This is a genomic window from Bradyrhizobium sp. Arg816 (assembly GCF_029989365.1).
In the GTDB taxonomy this organism is placed as follows: Bacteria; Pseudomonadota; Alphaproteobacteria; order Rhizobiales; family Xanthobacteraceae; genus Bradyrhizobium.
Map to the genome: position 1 here is coordinate 127,710 of NZ_JAPRAQ010000011.1, position 18,678 is coordinate 146,387.

General features: G+C 65.2%; 20 protein-coding genes. 9 read left to right on the forward strand and 11 right to left on the reverse strand.

Features of this window, described 5'->3' with window-relative positions:
• Positions 1-34: 34 nt before the first annotated feature.
• A complete protein-coding gene (locus tag OWC48_RS25985; protein WP_282522516.1) occupies positions 35-403 on the forward strand; it encodes an antibiotic biosynthesis monooxygenase in 369 nt (122 codons plus the stop codon).
• A gap of 217 nt (positions 404-620) precedes the next feature.
• On the opposite strand, the gene OWC48_RS25990 is transcribed toward OWC48_RS25985, so the two are convergent.
• The gene (locus tag OWC48_RS25990) at positions 621-2,315 is read right to left on the reverse strand and encodes a bifunctional diguanylate cyclase/phosphodiesterase (protein ID WP_282522517.1); all 1,695 of its coding nucleotides are present in this window, start codon (positions 2,313-2,315) and stop codon (positions 621-623) included.
• Between the two features lie 221 nt (positions 2,316-2,536).
• Between OWC48_RS25990 and OWC48_RS25995 the strand changes: the two genes are divergently transcribed.
• Positions 2,537-2,797, forward strand: a complete 261-nt coding sequence (locus OWC48_RS25995; protein ID WP_282522518.1) for a hypothetical protein — start codon at positions 2,537-2,539, stop codon at positions 2,795-2,797.
• 22 nt (positions 2,798-2,819) lie between these two features.
• Here the strand turns inward: OWC48_RS25995 and OWC48_RS26000 are convergent, their stop codons facing one another.
• From OWC48_RS26000 to mtgA, 3 genes are all read right to left on the reverse strand, one after another.
• A complete protein-coding gene (locus OWC48_RS26000; RefSeq protein ID WP_282522519.1) occupies positions 2,820-3,455 on the reverse strand; it encodes a hypothetical protein in 636 nt (211 codons plus the stop codon).
• Positions 3,456-3,598: 143 nt separating this feature from the next.
• Positions 3,599-3,781, reverse strand: coding sequence for a 50S ribosomal protein L32 (gene rpmF / locus OWC48_RS26005; protein ID WP_007598106.1), 183 nt, complete (start codon positions 3,779-3,781; stop codon positions 3,599-3,601).
• Between the two features lie 169 nt (positions 3,782-3,950).
• Entirely contained in the window at positions 3,951-4,625 is a 675-nt protein-coding gene (gene mtgA, locus OWC48_RS26010; protein ID WP_282522520.1) for a monofunctional biosynthetic peptidoglycan transglycosylase, read from the reverse strand.
• A gap of 161 nt (positions 4,626-4,786) precedes the next feature.
• Between mtgA and OWC48_RS26015 the strand changes: the two genes are divergently transcribed.
• Together OWC48_RS26015 and OWC48_RS26020 are read left to right on the forward strand one after the other, a co-directional pair.
• The gene (locus OWC48_RS26015) at positions 4,787-5,710 is read left to right on the forward strand and encodes a polyprenyl synthetase family protein (protein ID WP_028149141.1); all 924 of its coding nucleotides are present in this window, start codon (positions 4,787-4,789) and stop codon (positions 5,708-5,710) included.
• An 88-nt stretch (positions 5,711-5,798) separates the two neighbouring features.
• Entirely contained in the window at positions 5,799-6,485 is a 687-nt protein-coding gene (locus OWC48_RS26020; RefSeq protein ID WP_282522521.1) for a DUF1345 domain-containing protein, read from the forward strand.
• Positions 6,486-6,530: 45 nt separating this feature from the next.
• On the opposite strand, the gene OWC48_RS26025 is transcribed toward OWC48_RS26020, so the two are convergent.
• Both OWC48_RS26025 and OWC48_RS26030 read right to left on the reverse strand, forming a co-directional pair.
• Complete coding sequence (locus OWC48_RS26025; protein WP_282522522.1) at positions 6,531-8,360, reverse strand: caspase family protein; 1,830 nt, start codon at positions 8,358-8,360, stop codon at positions 6,531-6,533.
• A gap of 172 nt (positions 8,361-8,532) precedes the next feature.
• Complete coding sequence (locus OWC48_RS26030; protein WP_282522523.1) at positions 8,533-8,961, reverse strand: GFA family protein; 429 nt, start codon at positions 8,959-8,961, stop codon at positions 8,533-8,535.
• A gap of 94 nt (positions 8,962-9,055) precedes the next feature.
• Between OWC48_RS26030 and OWC48_RS26035 the strand changes: the two genes are divergently transcribed.
• The 3 genes from OWC48_RS26035 to OWC48_RS26045 all read left to right on the forward strand — a co-directional run bounded on the left by OWC48_RS26035 (position 9,056) and on the right by OWC48_RS26045 (position 12,102).
• Positions 9,056-9,430, forward strand: a complete 375-nt coding sequence (locus OWC48_RS26035; protein WP_282522524.1) for a nuclear transport factor 2 family protein — start codon at positions 9,056-9,058, stop codon at positions 9,428-9,430.
• A gap of 145 nt (positions 9,431-9,575) precedes the next feature.
• Positions 9,576-10,445 carry a class A beta-lactamase gene (bla, locus tag OWC48_RS26040; protein WP_282522525.1) on the forward strand — a complete coding sequence of 290 codons (870 nt, stop codon included), beginning with the start codon at positions 9,576-9,578 and terminating at the stop codon, positions 10,443-10,445.
• A 46-nt stretch (positions 10,446-10,491) separates the two neighbouring features.
• Positions 10,492-12,102 carry a Na+/H+ antiporter gene (locus OWC48_RS26045; protein WP_282522526.1) on the forward strand — a complete coding sequence of 537 codons (1,611 nt, stop codon included), beginning with the start codon at positions 10,492-10,494 and terminating at the stop codon, positions 12,100-12,102.
• Between the two features lie 96 nt (positions 12,103-12,198).
• Here the strand turns inward: OWC48_RS26045 and OWC48_RS26050 are convergent, their stop codons facing one another.
• The 5 genes from OWC48_RS26050 to OWC48_RS26070 all read right to left on the reverse strand — a co-directional run bounded on the left by OWC48_RS26050 (position 12,199) and on the right by OWC48_RS26070 (position 16,871).
• A complete protein-coding gene (locus tag OWC48_RS26050; protein ID WP_282522641.1) occupies positions 12,199-12,990 on the reverse strand; it encodes an N-acetylmuramoyl-L-alanine amidase in 792 nt (263 codons plus the stop codon).
• Positions 12,991-13,007: 17 nt separating this feature from the next.
• Complete coding sequence (locus OWC48_RS26055; protein ID WP_282522527.1) at positions 13,008-13,904, reverse strand: TauD/TfdA family dioxygenase; 897 nt, start codon at positions 13,902-13,904, stop codon at positions 13,008-13,010.
• 188 nt (positions 13,905-14,092) lie between these two features.
• Positions 14,093-15,376 (reverse strand): flavodoxin-dependent (E)-4-hydroxy-3-methylbut-2-enyl-diphosphate synthase, encoded by a 1,284-nt coding sequence (ispG, locus tag OWC48_RS26060; protein WP_282522528.1) that lies wholly within the window; start codon positions 15,374-15,376, stop codon positions 14,093-14,095.
• Positions 15,377-15,388: 12 nt separating this feature from the next.
• Positions 15,389-16,342, reverse strand: coding sequence for a DMT family transporter (locus tag OWC48_RS26065; RefSeq protein ID WP_282522529.1), 954 nt, complete (start codon positions 16,340-16,342; stop codon positions 15,389-15,391).
• Between the two features lie 34 nt (positions 16,343-16,376).
• Positions 16,377-16,871: a Fur family transcriptional regulator gene (locus OWC48_RS26070; RefSeq protein ID WP_282522530.1), complete on the reverse strand. Its 495-nt coding sequence runs from the start codon at positions 16,869-16,871 to the stop codon at positions 16,377-16,379.
• A 155-nt stretch (positions 16,872-17,026) separates the two neighbouring features.
• On the opposite strand from OWC48_RS26070, the gene OWC48_RS26075 reads away from it, so the two are divergent.
• Complete coding sequence (locus OWC48_RS26075; RefSeq protein ID WP_282522531.1) at positions 17,027-17,509, forward strand: MarR family winged helix-turn-helix transcriptional regulator; 483 nt, start codon at positions 17,027-17,029, stop codon at positions 17,507-17,509.
• Entirely contained in the window at positions 17,502-18,665 is a 1,164-nt protein-coding gene (locus OWC48_RS26080; protein WP_282522532.1) for an HlyD family secretion protein, read from the forward strand. The genes OWC48_RS26075 and OWC48_RS26080 overlap by 8 nt, the downstream gene beginning before the upstream one ends.
• Positions 18,666-18,678: the final 13 nt, after the last annotated feature.

Sequence of the window (18,678 nt, forward strand, 5' to 3'; positions counted from 1 at the left end):
GACATTATGACACCAAATTGACCGGAGCAATGTCATGCCTCACATGCGTCCCCTCGACCCTGCCTTCCCGATCGACCGTCAGATCGCGCTCGAAACCGGCCCCGTGGTGCTCATCAACGTGTTCACGCTCGACGCCGAGGATGAGCAGGGCTTCCTCAAGACGTGGCAGGACGACGCCACCTTCATGAAACGCCAGCCCGGTTTCATCTCCACCCAGCTTCACCGCGCCGTCGGCGACAGCCCGACCTATCTGAATTACGCGGTGTGGGAATCCAACGCGGATTTCCGCGCCGCTTTCACCCACCCGGAATTCCGCGCAAAGATCGCCGCCTACCCCGCATCTGCCGTCGCGAGCCCGCATCTGTTCCAGAAGGTCGCGGTGCCCGGTATTTGCGTGGGGTAGCGGCCACATCGTCATTGTCCGCGCAGCGAAGCAATCCAGACTGCCGCGGGGGAAAGATTCTGGATTGCTTCGCTGCGCTCGCAATGACGGAGGAGAGAGTCGAGCCCACAAGCGCAATCGTACGGTCGGCAAAGGCGCGCTTGCGCCGTGCCCTCCATCTCTCTCGCCGTGTGGTGTCGATGGTGGGCACGCTTCGCTTTGCCCACCCTACGATATCTCAGCTCGCCGCAGGCAGCACGTTATCCGGCGGCGTGCCCCATGGGCGGTCGGCTGAGGCGAGCCCGATCAGGCGGCCCTGGATGTAGTCGCAGCCCCAGTCGCGCAGCATGGCGGCGGCCTCTCCGTCCTGCACCCACTCGGCGACCGTCTTGATGTCGAGGCGGCGGGCGAGGTCGATCAGGGTCTGCACGAAGGCGCGGTCATCGGCCGAACGGGTGATGTTCTGCACGAAGGCGCCGTCGATCTTGACGATATCGACGCCGAGCTTGCGCAGGTTTCGGAACGAAGTGTAGCCGGCGCCGAAATCGTCGATGGCGATGCGGCTGCCGAAATTCTTCAGCCGCGTGACGAAGCCGCGCACGTCATCGATGTCCTGGATCGCGACCGTCTCGGTGATCTCGACGATCAGCCGCTCGGCGACGCCGGGGTGGGCCAGCATCAGCGACTCGATTCCCGCCCACCAGTCCGGATCCATCGTCGTATCAGGCGAGATGTTGAGGCTGAGGCAGATGTCGGGCGCGGCCGCGAGCTCGGCGACCACAAGCTCGAGCACGCGGTGATCGACCAGGCGGATCAGGCCGAGCCGTTCGGCAACCGGCACGATGTCGGGAGCCAGCAGCACCTGGCCGTCGCCCTGGTCCATCCGCACCAGGCATTCGTGGAACGCGCGCTCGTGCGAGACGGCCGAGACAACCGGCTCATAGGCGAGCTTGATGCGGCGCTCGTTCAGCGCGGTGACGATCTCGTCGGTGACACGGATGTTGACGCGGCGCTGTGCGTCACGCGCGGCATCCGGGCGCCACGCCGCGAACGAACCGACGCGGCGTTGTTTTGCCGCGTCCAGCGTCTCATGGGCGCGATTGACGGCCTCGTCGGTGTTGCGGGCGTAGCGCGGCACGCTGACCGCGCCGATCGACGCCGTGACCGAGACCGGGCCGGATTTGGTCGGCACCACCTCGTCGCGGATGCCGGCAAGGAAGCGCTCGGCGGCGACGTTCATGTCATCGACGGTGCAGTTCTTCAGGATCAGGCCGAACTTGTTGCCGGAGAAACGGCCGAGCACGTCGCCGCCGCGCAGGCGGGCGCGGATGCGCTTGGCCACGTCGAGGATCACGGCGTCCGCGACATCGAAGCCGAAAGCGTCGTTGACGCGGGCGAGATGATCGATGCCGACCAGCATGAAGGCTGCGGTCGAGCGGAAGCGGGTGGTCTCCTCGATCGCCTCGGCCAGCGCCGCGATCAGGTGGGAACGATTGAGCTCGCCGGTCAGGGGATCAAGCCGAGCCAGCTTGGTCAATTCCTCGTCGCGGGCGTGGCGCTCATTGTTGATGCGGATGGAGCCGATCGCGCGCACCGGGCGGCCATCGGGGCCGGCGAACCAGCGGCCGGTCTCCTCGATCCAGACCACGGGATCGGCGGCGCTCATGCGCACGCCGTATTCGACCCGGTAGGGCGTGCCGTCGGCGCCGTGCACCGGCGAGGTCTGCGCCAGCGCGGCGGTCCGCAGCGTCTGCGCGGGCTCGATCAGCTTGGCGAATTCGGCGCCAGTCGCGAGCCGCTCGGGCGGGATGCCGGGAAAGACGCTGGCGACCTGCTCACCCCACACGATGGAATCGCTGGCGATGTCCCAGGCGAAAACGGCCTGACCAAGAGCGGCCAGGATGTCGGAGGCTTGCGGCAATGCAGGGGTCAAAATCGCCTCGTTTCGGGACAGCGGGGAGTCCTGAGTCGGCACAGAATACGGCCAGATTCGACTCCGACTCTAGGCAAAGTTCATAAACAATTTGGAAACCATGTTTCGCAGGCCCGCGGAACCAAACCGGCCCGGCCGGCATAGGCCTTGCGAGTACATGACACGCACCGGCGCCGGCGTCTCGAAACGCGACAGGCCTCGCCGGATCAACGGTGATTGCGATGTTAAGTACTGATCGATCGGACGGCGCGGACAACGGCACGGGCACGGCCCTGGTGACGCTGCTGCCGACGTTGCAGTGGGTCCACAAGGCGCCGCTGCCCCGTCCCGATCCGAGCTTCGTCACCCAACTCATCGCCAACGCCGAGCACCTGCCCCAGGCGAGCCGGCTCCGCCGCGCCTCTTCCGAGGATGCGCAGATGGCCTATGGCGACAAGCGCCCGCTTCCGAGCGTCACCGCGCGCACGCGGCAGGTGGCTTGAAGTAGAGGTGGCTTGAAGCAGATCAGCGCGGCGCGTCGGGAGACGGCGGCGTGCCGTTGCCCGGCTGCAAGTCCGGCGATGGGATTTCCGGCGAGGGCGGGTTCACCGGCTTCGGCGCGGGGTGATCCTTCAGCACGGATTCGGCGACCGACTGCGCGGAAGGCGCGGGTGGCACCGCCGGCGCAGACACCGGCTCGAACTTGGATTCGGACGCCGCATCGTCCGTTGCCGCTTCGGCCTGGCGCTTGGCCTTGCGCGGCGCCGGCACTGCCGTCTCCGCGACATAGGTGACGCGGCGGCGCGTGCGCTGGGCGATACCGCCGAGGAAATCGGCCATCGCGAGCAGCACCAGCAGGAAATAGGTGGAGTTGCCGAATTTGGGCCACATCACGAATTCGGCCGCGGCAGCACCGAACACGATCAGCGACAGCAGATGATCCATCAGGAATTTCGAGCCGGGCCGCGCGCCTTTGACCACCTCTAACAGCAGCAACACGATACCGAGCGCGAGCATCACGTCGGCAAGCGTGACCGCCCAGGTCTCGCCCGTGATCATCGGCACCTTGAACAGCACGTCCGTAAAGGACACGGTCGGCATCAGGAAGGCGATGATGTTGTAGACCGCGAGCGGGATCAGGAGCAGCGGGAAACCGACCATCGGCGAAATGCCTTCTCGATCAAGATATCCGGACAGAACAATGCGGCCGCGAAGCATTAGCTCCGCCGCCGTCACTGTCATATCTCATTGGGTGGCCGAAATCAGGCAGGCGAAATGATCCTGCCCGGAGAAAGGTCCTAAATTCAGGACTCTTTCTTCTTCAGGACCTGACGGCCCTTGTACATGCCGGTCTTGAGGTCGAGATGGTGCGGACGACGGAGCTCGCCGGAGTCCTTGTCTTCCACATAGGTCGGCTTCTTGATGGCGTCTGCCGAGCGGCGCATGCCACGACGCGACGGCGAGGTTTTTCTTCTCGGAACGGCCATTTCAATATCCTCTAGGGATTGGTGTTGTCAGGGCATCGTCCGCGAGGGGACGGCTCAGCACCCGCAAACCGAGGCGAGCTGAATGCCGATCAAGGCCGGGCTTATAGAGGAAGGCTGGCCGTAAATCTAGGCTTTTGGACCGGAAAATACGTCCGGAAAGGGCCCAGAATCAGCGATTTTCCCGCCAACAGGTCAAAAGCGAGTTCGCCTGCGCCCTCGCCACATAGGTCCCTGCCAGCCGGCGGACGCCAGGCCCGGGGGTCCGGGCGCTCCGTTTGACCGGATTGGGCAGGATCGAGGCCAGAAGTGCCGCCTCCCGGGGCGAGAGGTTGGCCGCCGATTTGCCAAAGGCATAGGCGCTGGCCGCCTCGACCCCAAACTGGCCCTGCGGGCCGAGCTCGGCGATGTTGACGTAAATCTCGAGGATTCGCGCCTTGGGCAGGACGAAATCGATCCACAGCGCCAGCGGGAATTCCAGCGCCTTGCGGACGAAATCCCGCCCCTGCCAGAGGAACAGGTTCTTTGCCACCTGCTGGGTGATGGTGGAGGCGCCCCGGAAGGGCGTACCGTCCTCCTTCGCATCGTCGATCGCCTCGCGCAGCGCGCCCCAGTCGATGCCGTGATGCTTGCAGAAATGGGCGTCCTCGGCCGCCACCACCGATCGCGGCAGTGAGGGCGACATCGCGGCCAGATCGATCCACTCCCGATGCATCGGCGCGCCCCGGAGCGACCGCCAGGCCATCAGCGTCGAAACCGGATGGCCGGTGCGGTAGAACGGCGCGATCACGTAGGGCGCGAGAGCCACGACCAAGAGCGCTACCAGCAGGATCTTGACGATGCGCAAATCGACCTTTCCGGCGCAAAATGAAACGCGGCCACGGATCCCGCCATTAAGTCTGTGATAATTCGGGCCTTTTCCAGCACTTTTTAGGCCTTCCAAACGATTGACTGGGGCGGGCGCATAAAGGATTGTCCCGCCGAATTTTAGTTCTGGAGCCCTTCTTGATGACCGGCACGTCCCCGTCCGATTTCGCCAAACGCCTGGACAAGACCGCTGATGACACCGAAGCCCTGCTTGGACGCCTGCTGGCGGACGACATCCTGCACGATGAGATCGCCCGTCCCAAGCGACTGATGGACGCAATGCGTTATTCGAGCCTCAACGGCGGCAAGCGTCTGCGGCCGTTCCTGGTGGTCGAGAGCGCCGCCGTGTTCGGCGTTCCCCGCGAGGCCGCCCTGCTCGCCGGCGCCGCGCTCGAATGCATCCACTGCTATTCGCTGATCCATGACGATTTGCCTGCGATGGACAATTCGGACCTGCGCCGCGGCCGCCCCACCCTGCACAAGAAGACCGATGACGCCACCGCGATCCTCGCCGGCGACGGCCTGTTGACGCTCGCCTTCGACATCATCACCCGCGATGAGATCCACCGCGACGCCAATGTGCGCCTCCTGCTGACGCGCGCGCTGGCGCGCTGCGCCGGCATCGGCGGCATGGTCGGCGGCCAGATTCTCGATCTCGCCGGCGAAGGCCGTTTTGGCGGCAACGAGCCGATCGATGTCGCCCGCATTCAGCAGATGAAGACCGGTGCGCTGCTGCGCTACGGCTGCATCGCGGGCGCTATCCTCGGCCAGGCCTCGCAAAAGGAATATCAGGCACTCGACGATTACGGCCGCGCGCTCGGCGAGGCCTTCCAGATCGCCGACGATCTGCTCGACGTCGAAGGCGATGCGGCGGCCCTCGGCAAGCCGGCCGGCGCCGACGCCGCACTCGGCAAGACCACCTTCGTCACCCAGCTCGGCATCGAAGGCGCCAAGCAGCGCGTGCGCGACCTGCTCGCGCGGGCCGACGGCGCCGTGTCGATCTTCGGCGACCGCGCCGCCGTTCTGCAGGCCGCCGCGCGCTTCGTCGCCGAGCGGAAGAACTGATGTAGCGCACCTCTCCCCGCAAGCGGGGCGAGGGAGCAGGCCGCCGCTGCGGCGACAGCGAGAGTTGAGCGAGAGGGCCGGAGCCATCATGGCCACCGACAAAGACGATCCCGTCCTCGTCCGCTTCCGCAAGATGTCGCGGCCGATGCGGCTGATTTACGCGCGGCCGCGCACCTTTATCGCGCTCGCTGCCGGCATCCTGGTCTGCTTGCTGCTGCCGGGATCGCACCGGCTGGTGACGCGGCTGCTGTTCGGCTGGGATGCGTTGATCGCGGTTTATCTCGTGCTGGTCTACGCGATGATGCTGTGCAACGACCAGCAGCACATCCGCCGTAGTGCCGCGATGCAAGACGACGGCCGCTTCGTGATCCTGCTGGTGACGGCGATCGGCGCCTTCGCCAGCATCGCTGCGATCGTGTCCGAGCTCGGCACGCCGCATCGCGGCGCGTGGGAGTTGACCATCGCGATCACGACCATCGCACTGTCATGGGCCGCCGTGCACACGACCTTCGCGCTGCATTACGCCCATGATTATTACCGGCACCCGCCGGGCGGGCTGCAATTCCCGAGCGGCGACAAGGAAGATCACGCCGACTATTGGGACTTCGTCTATTTCTCGTTCGTGATCGGCATGACCGCGCAGGTCTCCGACGTCGGCATCACCGACAAGACCATCCGCCGCACCGCGACGGCGCATGGCATCGTGTCGTTCATCTACAACACGGCGCTGCTGGCGCTGACAGTGAACATCGCGGCGAGCGCAATCTCGAACTGACGTCGTCCCGGCAAGCGCCGAGACGACGGCGTCGATGGCGCGATCCTAGTTGCACACCTCGGCATTGGCGTCGTTGCCGGGGCCGCCGCCGCCGCGATATTCGAGATGACAGCCGCGGTTGACCGGGCGGCAGCTGCCGCCATTGCAGAAAATCTGCCCGCCACCCGCGGCGCGGCCGGCGCCGGCGGCAGCCGCAATGCCCGCAGCGGCACCATAGCCGCCCGCCGCGCCACCAGCCTGACGGCGCTGCCGTGCGGGACGCTCATCGCCGTCGTCGCGCTTGGCGGTTGTACGCTTGCCGGATGCGGGCTTGGCCGTCGCAGGCTTGGCGATGCGCTCCTTCTGGCACTCATTGTCGTCGTTGATCGCATAGCCCTCACGGCAAACGATCTTCGTGCACTTGTCGCCGTCGGCCTTGAAGCCGTGCTCGCAGACCAGCGGGCAGACGCGTGACGGCTTTGACTTGACCGTATCGAGCGCATCTGTGCTCGCCACTTTCACGTCGAGCTTGGTGCCGGCATAGCGGTTGAACTGCGACAGCGACCGCTGCGAGGTCGTATTCCAGTTGCCGTCGGCTTGCCCTGAGAAGCAACCGACGCGGCCGAGCTCGGTCTGCACCGAGCGGCTGAGATCGGCCGGCGCGGTCGCGGGCGTCAGCGAAGCGACGCTGGTGCCAACGGGGCCCGCCGTGCTGGCGGGTGCAGCACCTGGCGCCGCGGCGGCGAGGTTGACGCGCTGCTGCTCGGCCGCGGCCGCCTGCTGCTGCGCCTGCTCCTTGGCCTTCTGCGCGGCGAGCTGCGCCTGCTCGGCGGCTTTCGCGTCGGCAGCGGCCTTGACCTGCGCATCGTTCTGCGCGCCGAGGGCGGCAAGACGATCGCGTTCGGCCTCGGCCTGCTTCGCCTTCTCGGTGGCCGCCGCATGGGCCTGCTCGGCCCCGATTTTTTCGACCTGAAGCTTGGCGAGATTCGCATAGAAGCCGTCAGGATGCTGGGCCAGGAATGCTTCCCAGGCCGGCTTGTTGCCAACCTGGAGGGCGAGCTCGTAGTCGCGGCGGATATCGGCCTGCGGATTCACGACAGGCGCCACCGGAGCGGCCGCCACCACCTTGACCGGTACCAGCGGCACGTCCTCGCCGCCGAGCGAGCCGTACACGAACGGCTCCTGCTTGTTGCCGGTCGACTTGAGCACGTCGTCACGCACGAAGCCGAAGGCGCGGCGGACGTCGAGGCCCGGCGTCGTCAGATGCTTCGACAGTGCCATGGTAAAGGGGCTGTTGGCGCCGTCGCCGTCCTGCGCCGTGAAGCCGGCCTTGGCCGAATAGGCGATCAGCGTGTTGGGGCTGTTCGGCTCGACCTGGGCCAGGCCGCGGCCAATGCCGCGCGAGACAACCGTGCGCTTCATGGTCTTGCCGAACGGATTATCGCGGCAGGCGTCGAGGATCACAAGGCGAAGCTGCTTTGCGGGCTCGACCGCAACCAGGACGCGGTCGAGCGACAGCCCCTGGTCGTAGACATCGGTGTCGCGTTCGAGCTTGGCGTCAACAGGGATCAGATAGTTCGAGCCTTCGACCTCGATGCCGTGGCCGGCATAGTAGACCACGGCGATGTCGGCATCGCGCGTCGCATCGGCAAAATCGCGCAGCAGGCGCCGCGTCTCCAACGCGGACAGATCATGCCGGGATTCCACGACGTCGAAGCCGGCGTCCTTCAGCGTCTTCGCCATCACTGCACCGTCATTGACGGGGTTCGCGAGCGACGGCGCGTACTGATACGACGAATTGGCAAGGACCAGCGCCACGCGCTTTCCGGCGAGAGCGGGCACAGCGCCGAACAAGAGAGCCAGAAAAAGCGGACAAAGTCCGAGCAGGCTACGCATGACAGAACTTCCAGAGATCGGGAGCAACTCGGTCGCCCTTTGGGGATTGCCTTAGCAGAATCCGCCATCGCACGTGTGATGGAGATCACGAAGACAATGCCTGCAAACTGCCATGGAACTCTTTAGTCTCGCCAGAGCGATAGCGGTTCGCTGGCGCAGGCCAAGTATGCGCTCAGTCACCCCCGATATGCCCCCGGTATTGCGGCAGCTCGTCGGTGATCTCATGCCAGGGCGCCTTCGAGCCCACGAAAATGTGGGCGCTCGGCCGGATCGAGGGGGCGTCAACCAGGGTTCCCATGGCGACGTGGACCCATTTCCCCTCGCGCACCCGGGAATAAAGCAGCGAGCCGCAATGGGCGCAGTGCGCGTCGTGGGTTGTGTCGTCGCCGAAGATGAGGCGCTGGTCCTCGCCACGGACGATGCGGAGCTTGTCCTGCACGATCCCGGCGAACGGCTTGAAGGCGGAGCCGGTGGTGCGGCGGCAATTCGAACAGTGGCAGTTCAGCGCGTAAGAGAACGCGTCCGCGACCTCGTAGCGCACGGCACGGCAATAGCATTCACCGGTGAGGATACGAGCGTTCGAATTTTCTGATCCGGTCATTCCAGCGTCCTCGCGCAATTGGCGCAGACACCCATAGCGCATTTTGATGTGTACGACTAAGTTTGCCCCGAGCCATCATTCAAAGGGGTGACCCATGAACCAGAACCGTTCGAGCGTCGAAGCCGTCGTGCAATCCTATTTCGACGGACTTTACGAGGGCGATGCCGAAAAACTCGGCGCGATCTTCCATCCCTCGGCCGATTTGCGCTGGGTCGAGAAGGGCGAGCTTCAGGTGTTGACCGTGCCCGACTGGCTCGACCGCGTCCGCAAGCGCCCCTCCGGCAAGGCCGAAGGCAAGCCGCGCGAGGATTTCATCGTCACCATCGACCGCTCGGATGACAAGACCGCCTTCATCAAGGTCAGGTGCCAGCTGCCGCCGCGCTTTTTCACGGATTATCTGGTGGCGATGAAGCTTGCCGACGGCTGGCAGATCGTGTCGAAGTCGTACCGGTATGACCTGAGGGAGTGAGGGCACCCTCGCACTGCCCGAAATCCGGCACACTCGCCCCGCATTCTCCGTCATTGCGAGCGCAGCGAAGCAATCCAGTCTGTCTCAGCGGAAAGATTCTGGATTGCTTCGCTGCGTTCGCAATGGCGATGTCTGAAAGTCCCCTATGCCTCTCGACCGCCGTACTCTGCTCGCCTCGCTCGCCTGGATCGCCGCCTCCCCCGCGCTCGCCACAGACGCACCGCCTGAGCTCGAATCCTACGAGCGCGAGAGCGGCGGGCGGATCGGGGTCTATGCCGAGAACCTCGCGACCGGCGTGAAGCTCACATGGCGCGCCGACGAGCGCTTCGTCATGTGCTCGACATTCAAGGCTTCGCTCGCCGCCTGCGTGCTGGCGCGGGCCGACCGCGGCGAGGAGCAGCTTGCGGCCATGATCCCCTACGGCAAGGCCGACCTGCTCGACTACGCACCGGTCGCCAAACAAAATCTCGCCGCCGGCACGATGTCGGTCACGGACATGTGCAAGGCGATCGTCGAGCTCAGCGACAACACCTGCGCCAACCTGCTCTTGGCGCGGATCGGCGGCCCCGCCGCGCTCACGGCCTTCTGGCGATCGCTCGGCGACACCACCTCGCGGCTCGACCACAACGAGCCCGAGCTCAACCGCTCGCCGCCCGGCGATCCCCGGGACACCACGACGCCGGCGGCGATGGCCGGCAATCTGAAGCGGCTGGTGGTGGGCGAAGCACTATCGCCGGCCTCGCGGACCCAGCTCACCGAATGGATGGTGGGCTGCAAGACCGGCGCCAACCGGCTGCGCGGCGGCCTGCCGGCGGGCTGGAAGATCGGCGACAAGACCGGCAACAACGGCAAGGATGCGTCGGGCGATATCGCGGTCGTCTGGCCCAAGCTCGACAACAAGGCGGATGCGCCGATCCTGATCGCGGCCTATACCCAGGGCGGCACGCCCAACGCCGCGCAGATCGAAGCCGTGTTCGCGCGCGTCGGGCGCATGGTGGCCGAACGGCTGGCGTGAGCCGCGACGCATTGACCTTTTGGCCGCTTCCGGGCCAAGACAGGCCATGATCGCAGCGAAATTTCAGACCTTTCTCATCCTGCTCACGGTGCTGGCCGGTACCGCGCTGGTCGCCCGCCGCTTCAACATCGCGCCCGCCATTCTCCTGATGCTCTCCGGCGTCGGCCTCGCCTTCGTGCCGGGCATGCCGCCGGTGGAACTGCCGCCGGAACTGGTGCTGCTGATGGTGCTGCCGCCGCTGATCTACTCGGCGAGCGTCGCGATGAGCTGGCGCGAGTTCAGGAACAATCTGCGGCCGATCGTGCTGCTCGCGGTCGGCGCGGTGATCTTCACCGCGGCGCTGGTGGCCGCGGCCACGCATTATGTGATCGGCCTGCCCTGGACCATTGGCTTCCTGCTGGGGGCCATCGTCGCGCCGCCCGACGTGGTGGCGCCGCTCGCGATCGCGCGCCGGCTGAACATGCCGCGCCGGATCCTGGTCGTCCTCGAAGGCGAAGGGCTCGCCAATGACGCGACCGCCCTGATCCTCTATCGTTTCGCGCTTGCGGCCATCATGGTCGGCCATTTCTCGCTGCCGCTGGCGGCCGGCGAGTTTCTCCTCATCGTCGCCAGCGAGATCGCCTTCGGCATCGGCATTGGCTGGCTCTCCCTGCGCTTCCGCAAATGGTCCAGGGATCCGCAGGTCGAGCTGACACTGTCACTGCTCACGCCCTACGTGTCCTACTGGCTGCCCGAGCATGTCGGCGGCTCCGGCGTGATCGCGACCGTCGCCTGCGGCCTCTATGTGAGCTGGAACGGCCCGCTCCTGATCTCGGCGTCGACGCGCCTGCAAGGCATCTTCTTCTGGGACCTCATCATCTACATGATCGAGGGCCTGCTGTTCCTGCTGACCGGCTTCCAGATGCGCGCGCTCTACGAGAAGTCGAAGGCGTTTCCACTCGACGATATCATGATCGCGACCGCCGTGGTTTTGACGGTCATCGTCATCGCACGCTTCGCTTGGCTCTATCCTGCGATCTATCTGCCGCGGATCTTGAGCAAGAGCTTGCGCAAGCGTGATCCGTCGCCCCCCTGGCAATGGGCGTTCACGCTCGCCTTCACCGGCGTGCGCGGCGCAGTGTCGCTGGCGGCCGCGCTGGCGCTGCCGTTCACGTTGCCTGATGGCAACCCCTTCCCGTATCGCGACCTGATCCTGTTCGTCGCCTTCGGCGTCATCTTCGTGACGCTGATCGGCGTCGGCCTGACGCTGCCGCCGGTGGTGCGCTGGCTGGGTGTCGCCGAGGCCGGCCGCAACGAGCATGTCGCCGAGCACGAGGCCGAGATCGCGGCGCGCCGCCAGGCCCTCGAGGCGGCGCTGAAGTCGCTCGACGCAATGACCGAAGAGAAGGATGTATCGGACGAGGTGATGCGGCTCCTGCGCGCGCGTCACGAGATTCGTGTCAACCAGCTTCCGGATTCACTCGACCCCAATCATCACGACGTCTCCGCCGCCGGCACCGCCCTGACCCGCGACCTGATCGTCGCCGAGCGAAAGTTCATCCACGACCTGCTGCGCGACGGCCAGATCACCGACGAGACACGGCGCCGGATCGAGCGCGACCTGGACCTGGAAGAGGCAAGCCTGGCGAACAGGGAGTATCGGGGGGTGCCGTTGTAGCTTCTTCGCCATTGCGAGCGAAGCGAAGCAATCCAGACTGCTGCCGTGGAAAGACTCTGGATTGCTTCGCTTCGCTCGCAATGACGGCAGCGCCAACTATCGCCTCTCGCAAAATTCTCCCACCGCCGCCGCGACGGCGCCCGCAATCATCTCCTGCCGCTCCGACGAGTTCATCGCCATCTCCTCGTCGCGGTTGATGATCGAGCCGGCTTCGAGCAGCACTGCCGCGCTTCTCGTTCGCGACAGCACGATGAGCCCGTCATAGCGGTAGACGCCGACATCCTTGTCGAGCAGCTGGCGCCGGTAGCGGCCCATCACCGGCAGGGTGTATTGGCTGGCATAGTGCAGGCCCTGCTCCTTCAACTGTCTGCCGATCATCCGGGCCAGCTTCAGGCTGGTGGTGAAGTGCGGATTGCGCTCGGACACGAACAGCGAGTGACCCGAGAAGCGGTCGCTGAAATAGCTCTTTGCGCCGTCGAATTCCCAGGTCTCGAGCAGCTTGTCCGGTACTGAGTCGTGATGGATCGACAGCACGAGATCGGCCCGGCCGTCATTCGCGGCACCCACGCGCTTGAACAGGCTCGGCCGCGCCTTGCCGTCCGTGACGAGCAACCGGGTTGCGGTAAAGCCTTCGGATTTGAGTTTTGCCGTGACCAGCCTTGCGAGCCGAAAGTTGAAGCCGAACTCCGGATCATTGCGCGCGCTCAACGCGCCGTAGGAGTCCGGGGTGTGCCCGACGTCGACGACGATCCGGAATTTTCGCGGCTCGCATTTCTCTGGTGCCAACGCCCTGGGCTTGGCCTTTGCAGCCTTCCGCGTCCCGGCCGCCTGGCTATGGTCAGGTGACCATGACCAAAACGCGATCAGCGAAAGAGCAATAGCGGCGATAGCGCGCCACGGCCTCCTCACACCGGCCTTTCCCCCTTCACCGTCACGCGCGTGCCCGAACGCGTGTGCGGCCAGTAGTCCCACAACGCGCGGTGCTGAGTGCAGCGGTTGTCCCAGAACGCGATGGCGTTCTCGGTCCAGCGGAAGCGGCACTGGAACAGCGGGTTCTCGGCGTGCTGGTACAGATAGGCCAGCATCGCATCGCTCTCGTCGCGCGGGATGTCGTTGATGTGGCGGGTGAAGCCGCGGTTGACGTAGAGCGCCTTCCTGCCCGTCACCGGATGCGTGCGCACCACGGGATGCTCGGCGCTCGGATAGGACGGACGATCGGCGACGCCGTAATTGGCATAAAGCCCGCGATAGATCGGCTCGCCGTCATGCAGCGCGGTCAGCCCGTCGAGATAGGCCTTCATCCGATCCGACAGCGCCTCATAGGCCGCGTACATGTTGGCGAACAGCGTGTCGCCGCCGCGCGGCGGGCACTGCTTGATGTAGAGGATCGAGCCCATCGGCGGCTCGAGATCGCAGGACACGTCCGAATGCCAGCCCTCGCCGTTCGCCCGCGGCGAGTTCTTGTCGGCGTAGATCTTCATCAGCGCCGGATCCTCGTCCTCGTGCGGCGCGGCAGGATGGAAATGCAGCTCGCCGAACTTGCGGCCGAACGCGAGATGCTGTTTGGGCGTGATGTCTTGATCGCGGAAGAAGATGACGAGGTTTTCGGCAAGCGCGCGGTGGATCTCGTCCATCTGCCGGTTGGAGCGGGCATCGCCATCGACGAGGCTGCCGATATCGACGCCGGATATTTCCGCGCCAATGATGGGGGTGAGCTTTTCGACCGCGATGGTCTCGTAAGCCGCGCCGTCTTCGGCCGTGTGGCGGTAGCGCGGACCCTGCTTGCCGGCGAGTGAGCTCATGGCATGTCTCCCGATCGTTTGATTGGAGACATCGTAGCCCGGATGGAGCGAAGCGCAATCCGGGAACGGTTGCTCAGCCTGCGAGAGGCCCCGGATTTCGCTGCGCTCCATCCGGGCTACGACCTCGCAAAAAATTAAGGCGGGTTACGCCTTGCTAACCCGCCTTCCGATTCGATTTTTGGAGACGCTTACTCCGCCGCGGTCACCGGGACCTTGGCGCCCTGGCCGTAGCGCTGCTCGATGTAGTCGATCACCAGCGCCTTGAAGTCGGCCGAGATCGTGGGCCCACGCAGCGTCCGGAACTTCTTGCCGTCGACGAACACTGGCGCGGCCGGCGCTTCGCCGGTGCCGGGCAGCGAGATGCCGATATTGGCGTGCTTGGATTCGCCGGGGCCGTTGACGATGCAGCCCATCACGGCGACGTTGAGCTCTTCGACGCCGGGATATTTCGTCTTCCAGCTCGGCATCTCGTCGCGGATGAAACCCTGGATCGAACTTGCCAGCTCCTGGAACGTGGTCGAGGTGGTGCGGCCGCAGCCGGGGCATGCCGCCACCAGCGGCACGAAGGTGCGGAAGCCCATGGTCTGGAGCAGCTCCTGGCCGACCTGCACCTCGCGGGTGCGGTCGCCGCCGGGCTCGGGCGTCAGCGAGATGCGGATGGTGTCGCCGATGCCCTGCTGCAGCAGGATGCCGAGCGCGGCCGAGGACGCGACGATGCCCTTCGAGCCCATGCCGGCTTCGGTCAGGCCGAGATGAATCGCGTAGTCGGAACGGCTGGCGAGATCCTGATAGACCGCGATCAGATCCTGCACCGCCGAGACCTTTGCGGACAGGATGATGCGATCCTTGGGCATGCCGAGTTCTTCGGCGCGGGCGGCCGAGAGCAGCGCCGATTGCACCATCGCCTCGCGCGTCACCGCGCGCACGTCGCGCGGATTGGCGGACGCGGCGTTCTCGTCCATCAGCTTGGTCAGCAGCTCCTGGTCGAGCGAGCCCCAATTGGCGCCGATGCGGACCGGCTTGCTGTTCTTGTTCGCGATCTCGATGATGTCGGCGAACTGGGTGTCGCGCTTATCCTTGAAGCCGACATTGCCCGGATTGATGCGATATTTGGCGAGCGCTTCGGCGCAGGCCGGATAGGCCGCGAGCAGCTTGTGGCCGATATAATGGAAGTCGCCGATCAAGGGCGTGGTGATGCCGCGCTTGGCGAGGCCGTCGCGGATGTGCGGAACGGCAGCGGCAGCCTCCTCGCGGTCCACGGTGATGCGGACCATTTCGGAGCCGGCGCGCGCGAGCGCTGCGACCTGGGCGATGGTGCCGTCGATGTCGGCGGTGTCGGTGTTGGTCATCGACTGCACGACGATCGGCGCGCCGCCGCCAACGGCGACGTCGCCGACCTTGACCTGGGTGGTCTTGTGCCGGGGCGCCGGGCCCGCGATGTCGGAATCGAGAGGGTTTTCGAGCTTGTTCATGGGGTCCAAATATCAGGTTTTGGTGACGTTGAGCAATGCATCGCGCGGCGCCGCAGCCGTTGAGCTGGGACGGTTAACCAGAAAAAGCCCAGCAATTACAAGGATCGCAGCGGCCCCGAATGTCAGGCTCAAGGTGTCGTGCATGATGAAATAGCTACCCACCACGCCAAACAAAGGGGTGATGAAGGTAAAAGCCGACAATTTGCTGGCCGAATAGGTCTTCACCAGCGCGAACCAAAGCGTGAACGTGGTTCCAACCACCCAGATCGCCTGGAAGGCCATCAGGCCGAGCGACAGCGGCGACGGGGTGTGGGTGATGGTCTCCCCAAACAGCCAGGCGGCGGTGCCCAGGATCGGGATCGAGGTCGCGACCTGATAGCCGAGGGCCTTTTCCGGCGCCGCGAAGCGCAGCCTTGTGCCCTTGGCGACCAGCGTGGTCGCCGCCCAAAGCCCTGCGCCGGCCACGATCAGGAGGTCGCCGAGCAGGATGTGCGAATCCACATTGGGCTGCGGCACGCCGATCGCGAGCGCAACTCCGGCAAAGCTCACAGCCAAGCCCAGCCATTGGGTGCCGCCGAGCCGCTCGCCGAGAACCTGGTAGGACCCGAGCGCGACGAAGAACGGCGCCGTGTAGAGGAACACCACCGCGCGCGAGGCCGAGGTCAGGCGCAGGCCCTGGAAAATCAGCACGAACTCGACGCCGAACATCAGCCCGGCGGCGAGGCCCGCCTTCCAGGTGCCGTCGCGCTCGAAGAATTTGACGCCGCGCAAGCTGCCGACGATGAACAGCACCGGCAGCGCCCCCATCGAGCGGATCATCGCCTGGAGCATCGGCGGCACCTCCGGCAGCACCAGCTTCACCGCGATCTGATTGAAGCCCCAGGTCAGGCACAGCATCAGCATCAGGGCGATGGCGCCGGCACTGAGGGGGCGACCGGCGGACGGTATGGCTTGTGGTGCGGACATTTCTTCCCGAATACCGGCTTGCGCCGTTGTTGCTTTATGCAGCTTTCTGACAATGGGCGCAGACGCCCGTGATCTCCACCACGGACAGTTTTGGTGCGAAGCCTGAGCTGCGCGCGGCGGCATTGAGGTCCTTGGCGAAGGACGCCGACGGGATCTCGCCGACCAGGCCGCAGCGCTCGCAGATCAGGAACGCCACCGCCGAGGTCGCGTCGTGGTCGTGGGCGGCGCAGGCGAGATAGGCGTTGCGGCTTTCGATGCGGTGCACGAGGCCGTTGGCCATCAGGAAATCGAGCGCACGGTAGACCGTGATCGGCGCCGGCCGCGGCATCGATTTGGCCAGCTCGTCGATGATCTCATAGGCGCCGAGCGGGCGGTGACTGGAGAGCAGCGCCCCCAGCACCTGGCGGCGGATCGGCGTGAATTTCTGCGCGCGCTGCTCGCAAACCGCCTCGGCATGCGCCAGCGCGTCCGCGGTGCAGCGGCCGTGATCGTGGTCGGGCGTCGGAAATGCCGGCTTTGCGAGGGTCATGTGGCCTGCCTTCTAGCATTTCGGCCGTGGAACCCAAAGCGCGACCAGGAATGCGCCTGTCAGCCATGCTCTTGCTGCGGGACAGCGTCCCGTTAATCCGCCACGAAATAATCATAAGCTTGCTTATTATAGTCAAGCTCATTGGAGACAACGTTATGACCCGCGGGTCCGTCGACCAGAACTTCCTGTTCACGCTCGGTGAACTCTACCGCCTCTTGCGGGTCTATGCCGACAAGGAGGCCTCGCGCTTCGGCATCACCCGCGCCCAATGGGCGGTGCTATCCAAGGTCGAGCGCAGCGAAGGCATGAAGCAGTCGGAACTCGCCGAGTTGCTGGAGATGCAGCCGATCACGCTGACGCGCTTGATCGACAAGCTCTGCGATAGCGACTGGATCGAGCGCCGCAGCGACGCCTCGGACCGCCGCGTCAAGCGCCTCTATCTCAAGAAGGCCGGCCGTGCGCTGCTTGGCAAGATGAGCGGCCTGAAATCGGAACTCACGGCGAACGCACTCGACGGCATCAGCCCGGCGGACGCCCACCGTCTCCTCACCCAACTCGAAACCATGAAGGAAAACGTGCGTAACGCGATCCAGACATCCGGCGCGGAACAAGCGCGTAAGGAGCAGCGCTATGGCTGATCAGGTCCTCAAGTTCCAGCCCGAGCAGAAGAGCGACAGCGGCAAGCCCACCAAGAAAGCCGGCACCGATCCGCGCCGCCGCCTGGTGGCGGGCCTGCGCCGCTATCGCCGCTTCCTGCTTCTGGTCGTGCTGCCGCTCGTCGTCGCCGTCGGCGGCCTCACCTTCTATCTCAACGGCGGCCGCTATGTCGGCACTGACGATGCCTATGTCGGCGCGCAGAAGGTCCTGGTGACGCCCGACATCTCCGGCAAGATCCAGAAGGTCGTCGTGAGGGAAGGCCAGACCGTCAAGCAAGGCGACGAGCTGTTCGAGATCGATCCCGTGCCGTTCCGCCTCGCGGTGGACGAGGCCAGGGCGCAGCTGATGCAGGCGCAGTCGACCTATGACAATCTCCGCGCCAACATCAAGATCTACGGCGACATGCTCAGCCTTGCGCAACAGGGCGTCGATCTGAAGCAGCGCGACGTCGAGCGCAAGCAGGCGCTGGTGAAGAACAGCTACGGCTCGCAGCTCGACCTCGACAACGCCGCGAACGCGCTGGTCACGTCAGGTTCGATCGCGCAATACGTCAAGCAGCAGATCTCGACGGCCAAGACGCAGCTGCTCGGCGACACCGACCTGCCGCTGGAGAAATTCCCGCCTTACGCGCAGGCCAAGTCCAAGCTCGACAATGCCGAGCGCAATCTCGACCACGCCGTGGTGCGGGCATCGATGGGCGGCGTTGCGACGCAGGTCGAGCAGATTCAGCTCGGGCGCTACGTCACCGCCGGCACGCCGGTGTTCTCCATCATCGACGTCGCCCACCCCTGGGTCGACGCCAATCCGAAGGAGAGCGACCTCACCCACGTCACCGAGGGACAGCCTGTCACGCTCGAGGTCGATGCGTTCCCGAACCACGTCTTCAAGGGCAAGATCGGTTCGCTTTCGCCCGGCACCGGCGCGCAATTCGCGATCCTGCCGCCGCAGAACGCCACCGGCAATTTCGTCAAGGTGGTGCAGCGCGTGCCGATCAGGATCTATTTCGACGAGACCGACAAATACGTGCGGAAGCTGAAGGCCGGCATGAGCGTCTATGCCACCATCGACACCGGCCACAAGCGCTCGCTCGCCGGCCTGTTCGGATTGTCGGCGACGGCGAACCAGGACAAAGATTGAGACAAGGACTGAT

Coding starts and splice junctions, on each gene's coding strand:
- OWC48_RS26000 (WP_282522519.1), bottom strand. CDS start 3,455: ATGGTCGGTTTCCCGCTGCTCCTGATCCCGCTCGCGGTCTACAACATC.
- rpmF (WP_007598106.1), bottom strand. CDS start 3,781: ATGGCCGTTCCGAGAAGAAAAACCTCGCCGTCGCGTCGTGGCATGCGC.
- OWC48_RS26015 (WP_028149141.1), top strand. CDS start 4,787: ATGACCGGCACGTCCCCGTCCGATTTCGCCAAACGCCTGGACAAGACC.
- bla (WP_282522525.1), top strand. CDS start 9,576: ATGCCTCTCGACCGCCGTACTCTGCTCGCCTCGCTCGCCTGGATCGCC.
- OWC48_RS26075 (WP_282522531.1), top strand. CDS start 17,027: ATGACCCGCGGGTCCGTCGACCAGAACTTCCTGTTCACGCTCGGTGAA.
- OWC48_RS25985 (WP_282522516.1), top strand. CDS start 35: ATGCCTCACATGCGTCCCCTCGACCCTGCCTTCCCGATCGACCGTCAG.
- OWC48_RS26065 (WP_282522529.1), bottom strand. CDS start 16,342: ATGTCCGCACCACAAGCCATACCGTCCGCCGGTCGCCCCCTCAGTGCC.
- OWC48_RS26055 (WP_282522527.1), bottom strand. CDS start 13,904: ATGAGCTCACTCGCCGGCAAGCAGGGTCCGCGCTACCGCCACACGGCC.
- OWC48_RS26025 (WP_282522522.1), bottom strand. CDS start 8,360: ATGCGTAGCCTGCTCGGACTTTGTCCGCTTTTTCTGGCTCTCTTGTTC.
- OWC48_RS25995 (WP_282522518.1), top strand. CDS start 2,537: ATGTTAAGTACTGATCGATCGGACGGCGCGGACAACGGCACGGGCACG.
- OWC48_RS26080 (WP_282522532.1), top strand. CDS start 17,502: ATGGCTGATCAGGTCCTCAAGTTCCAGCCCGAGCAGAAGAGCGACAGC.
- OWC48_RS26035 (WP_282522524.1), top strand. CDS start 9,056: ATGAACCAGAACCGTTCGAGCGTCGAAGCCGTCGTGCAATCCTATTTC.
- OWC48_RS26070 (WP_282522530.1), bottom strand. CDS start 16,871: ATGACCCTCGCAAAGCCGGCATTTCCGACGCCCGACCACGATCACGGC.
- OWC48_RS26020 (WP_282522521.1), top strand. CDS start 5,799: ATGGCCACCGACAAAGACGATCCCGTCCTCGTCCGCTTCCGCAAGATG.
- OWC48_RS26045 (WP_282522526.1), top strand. CDS start 10,492: ATGATCGCAGCGAAATTTCAGACCTTTCTCATCCTGCTCACGGTGCTG.
- ispG (WP_282522528.1), bottom strand. CDS start 15,376: ATGAACAAGCTCGAAAACCCTCTCGATTCCGACATCGCGGGCCCGGCG.
- OWC48_RS26030 (WP_282522523.1), bottom strand. CDS start 8,961: ATGACCGGATCAGAAAATTCGAACGCTCGTATCCTCACCGGTGAATGC.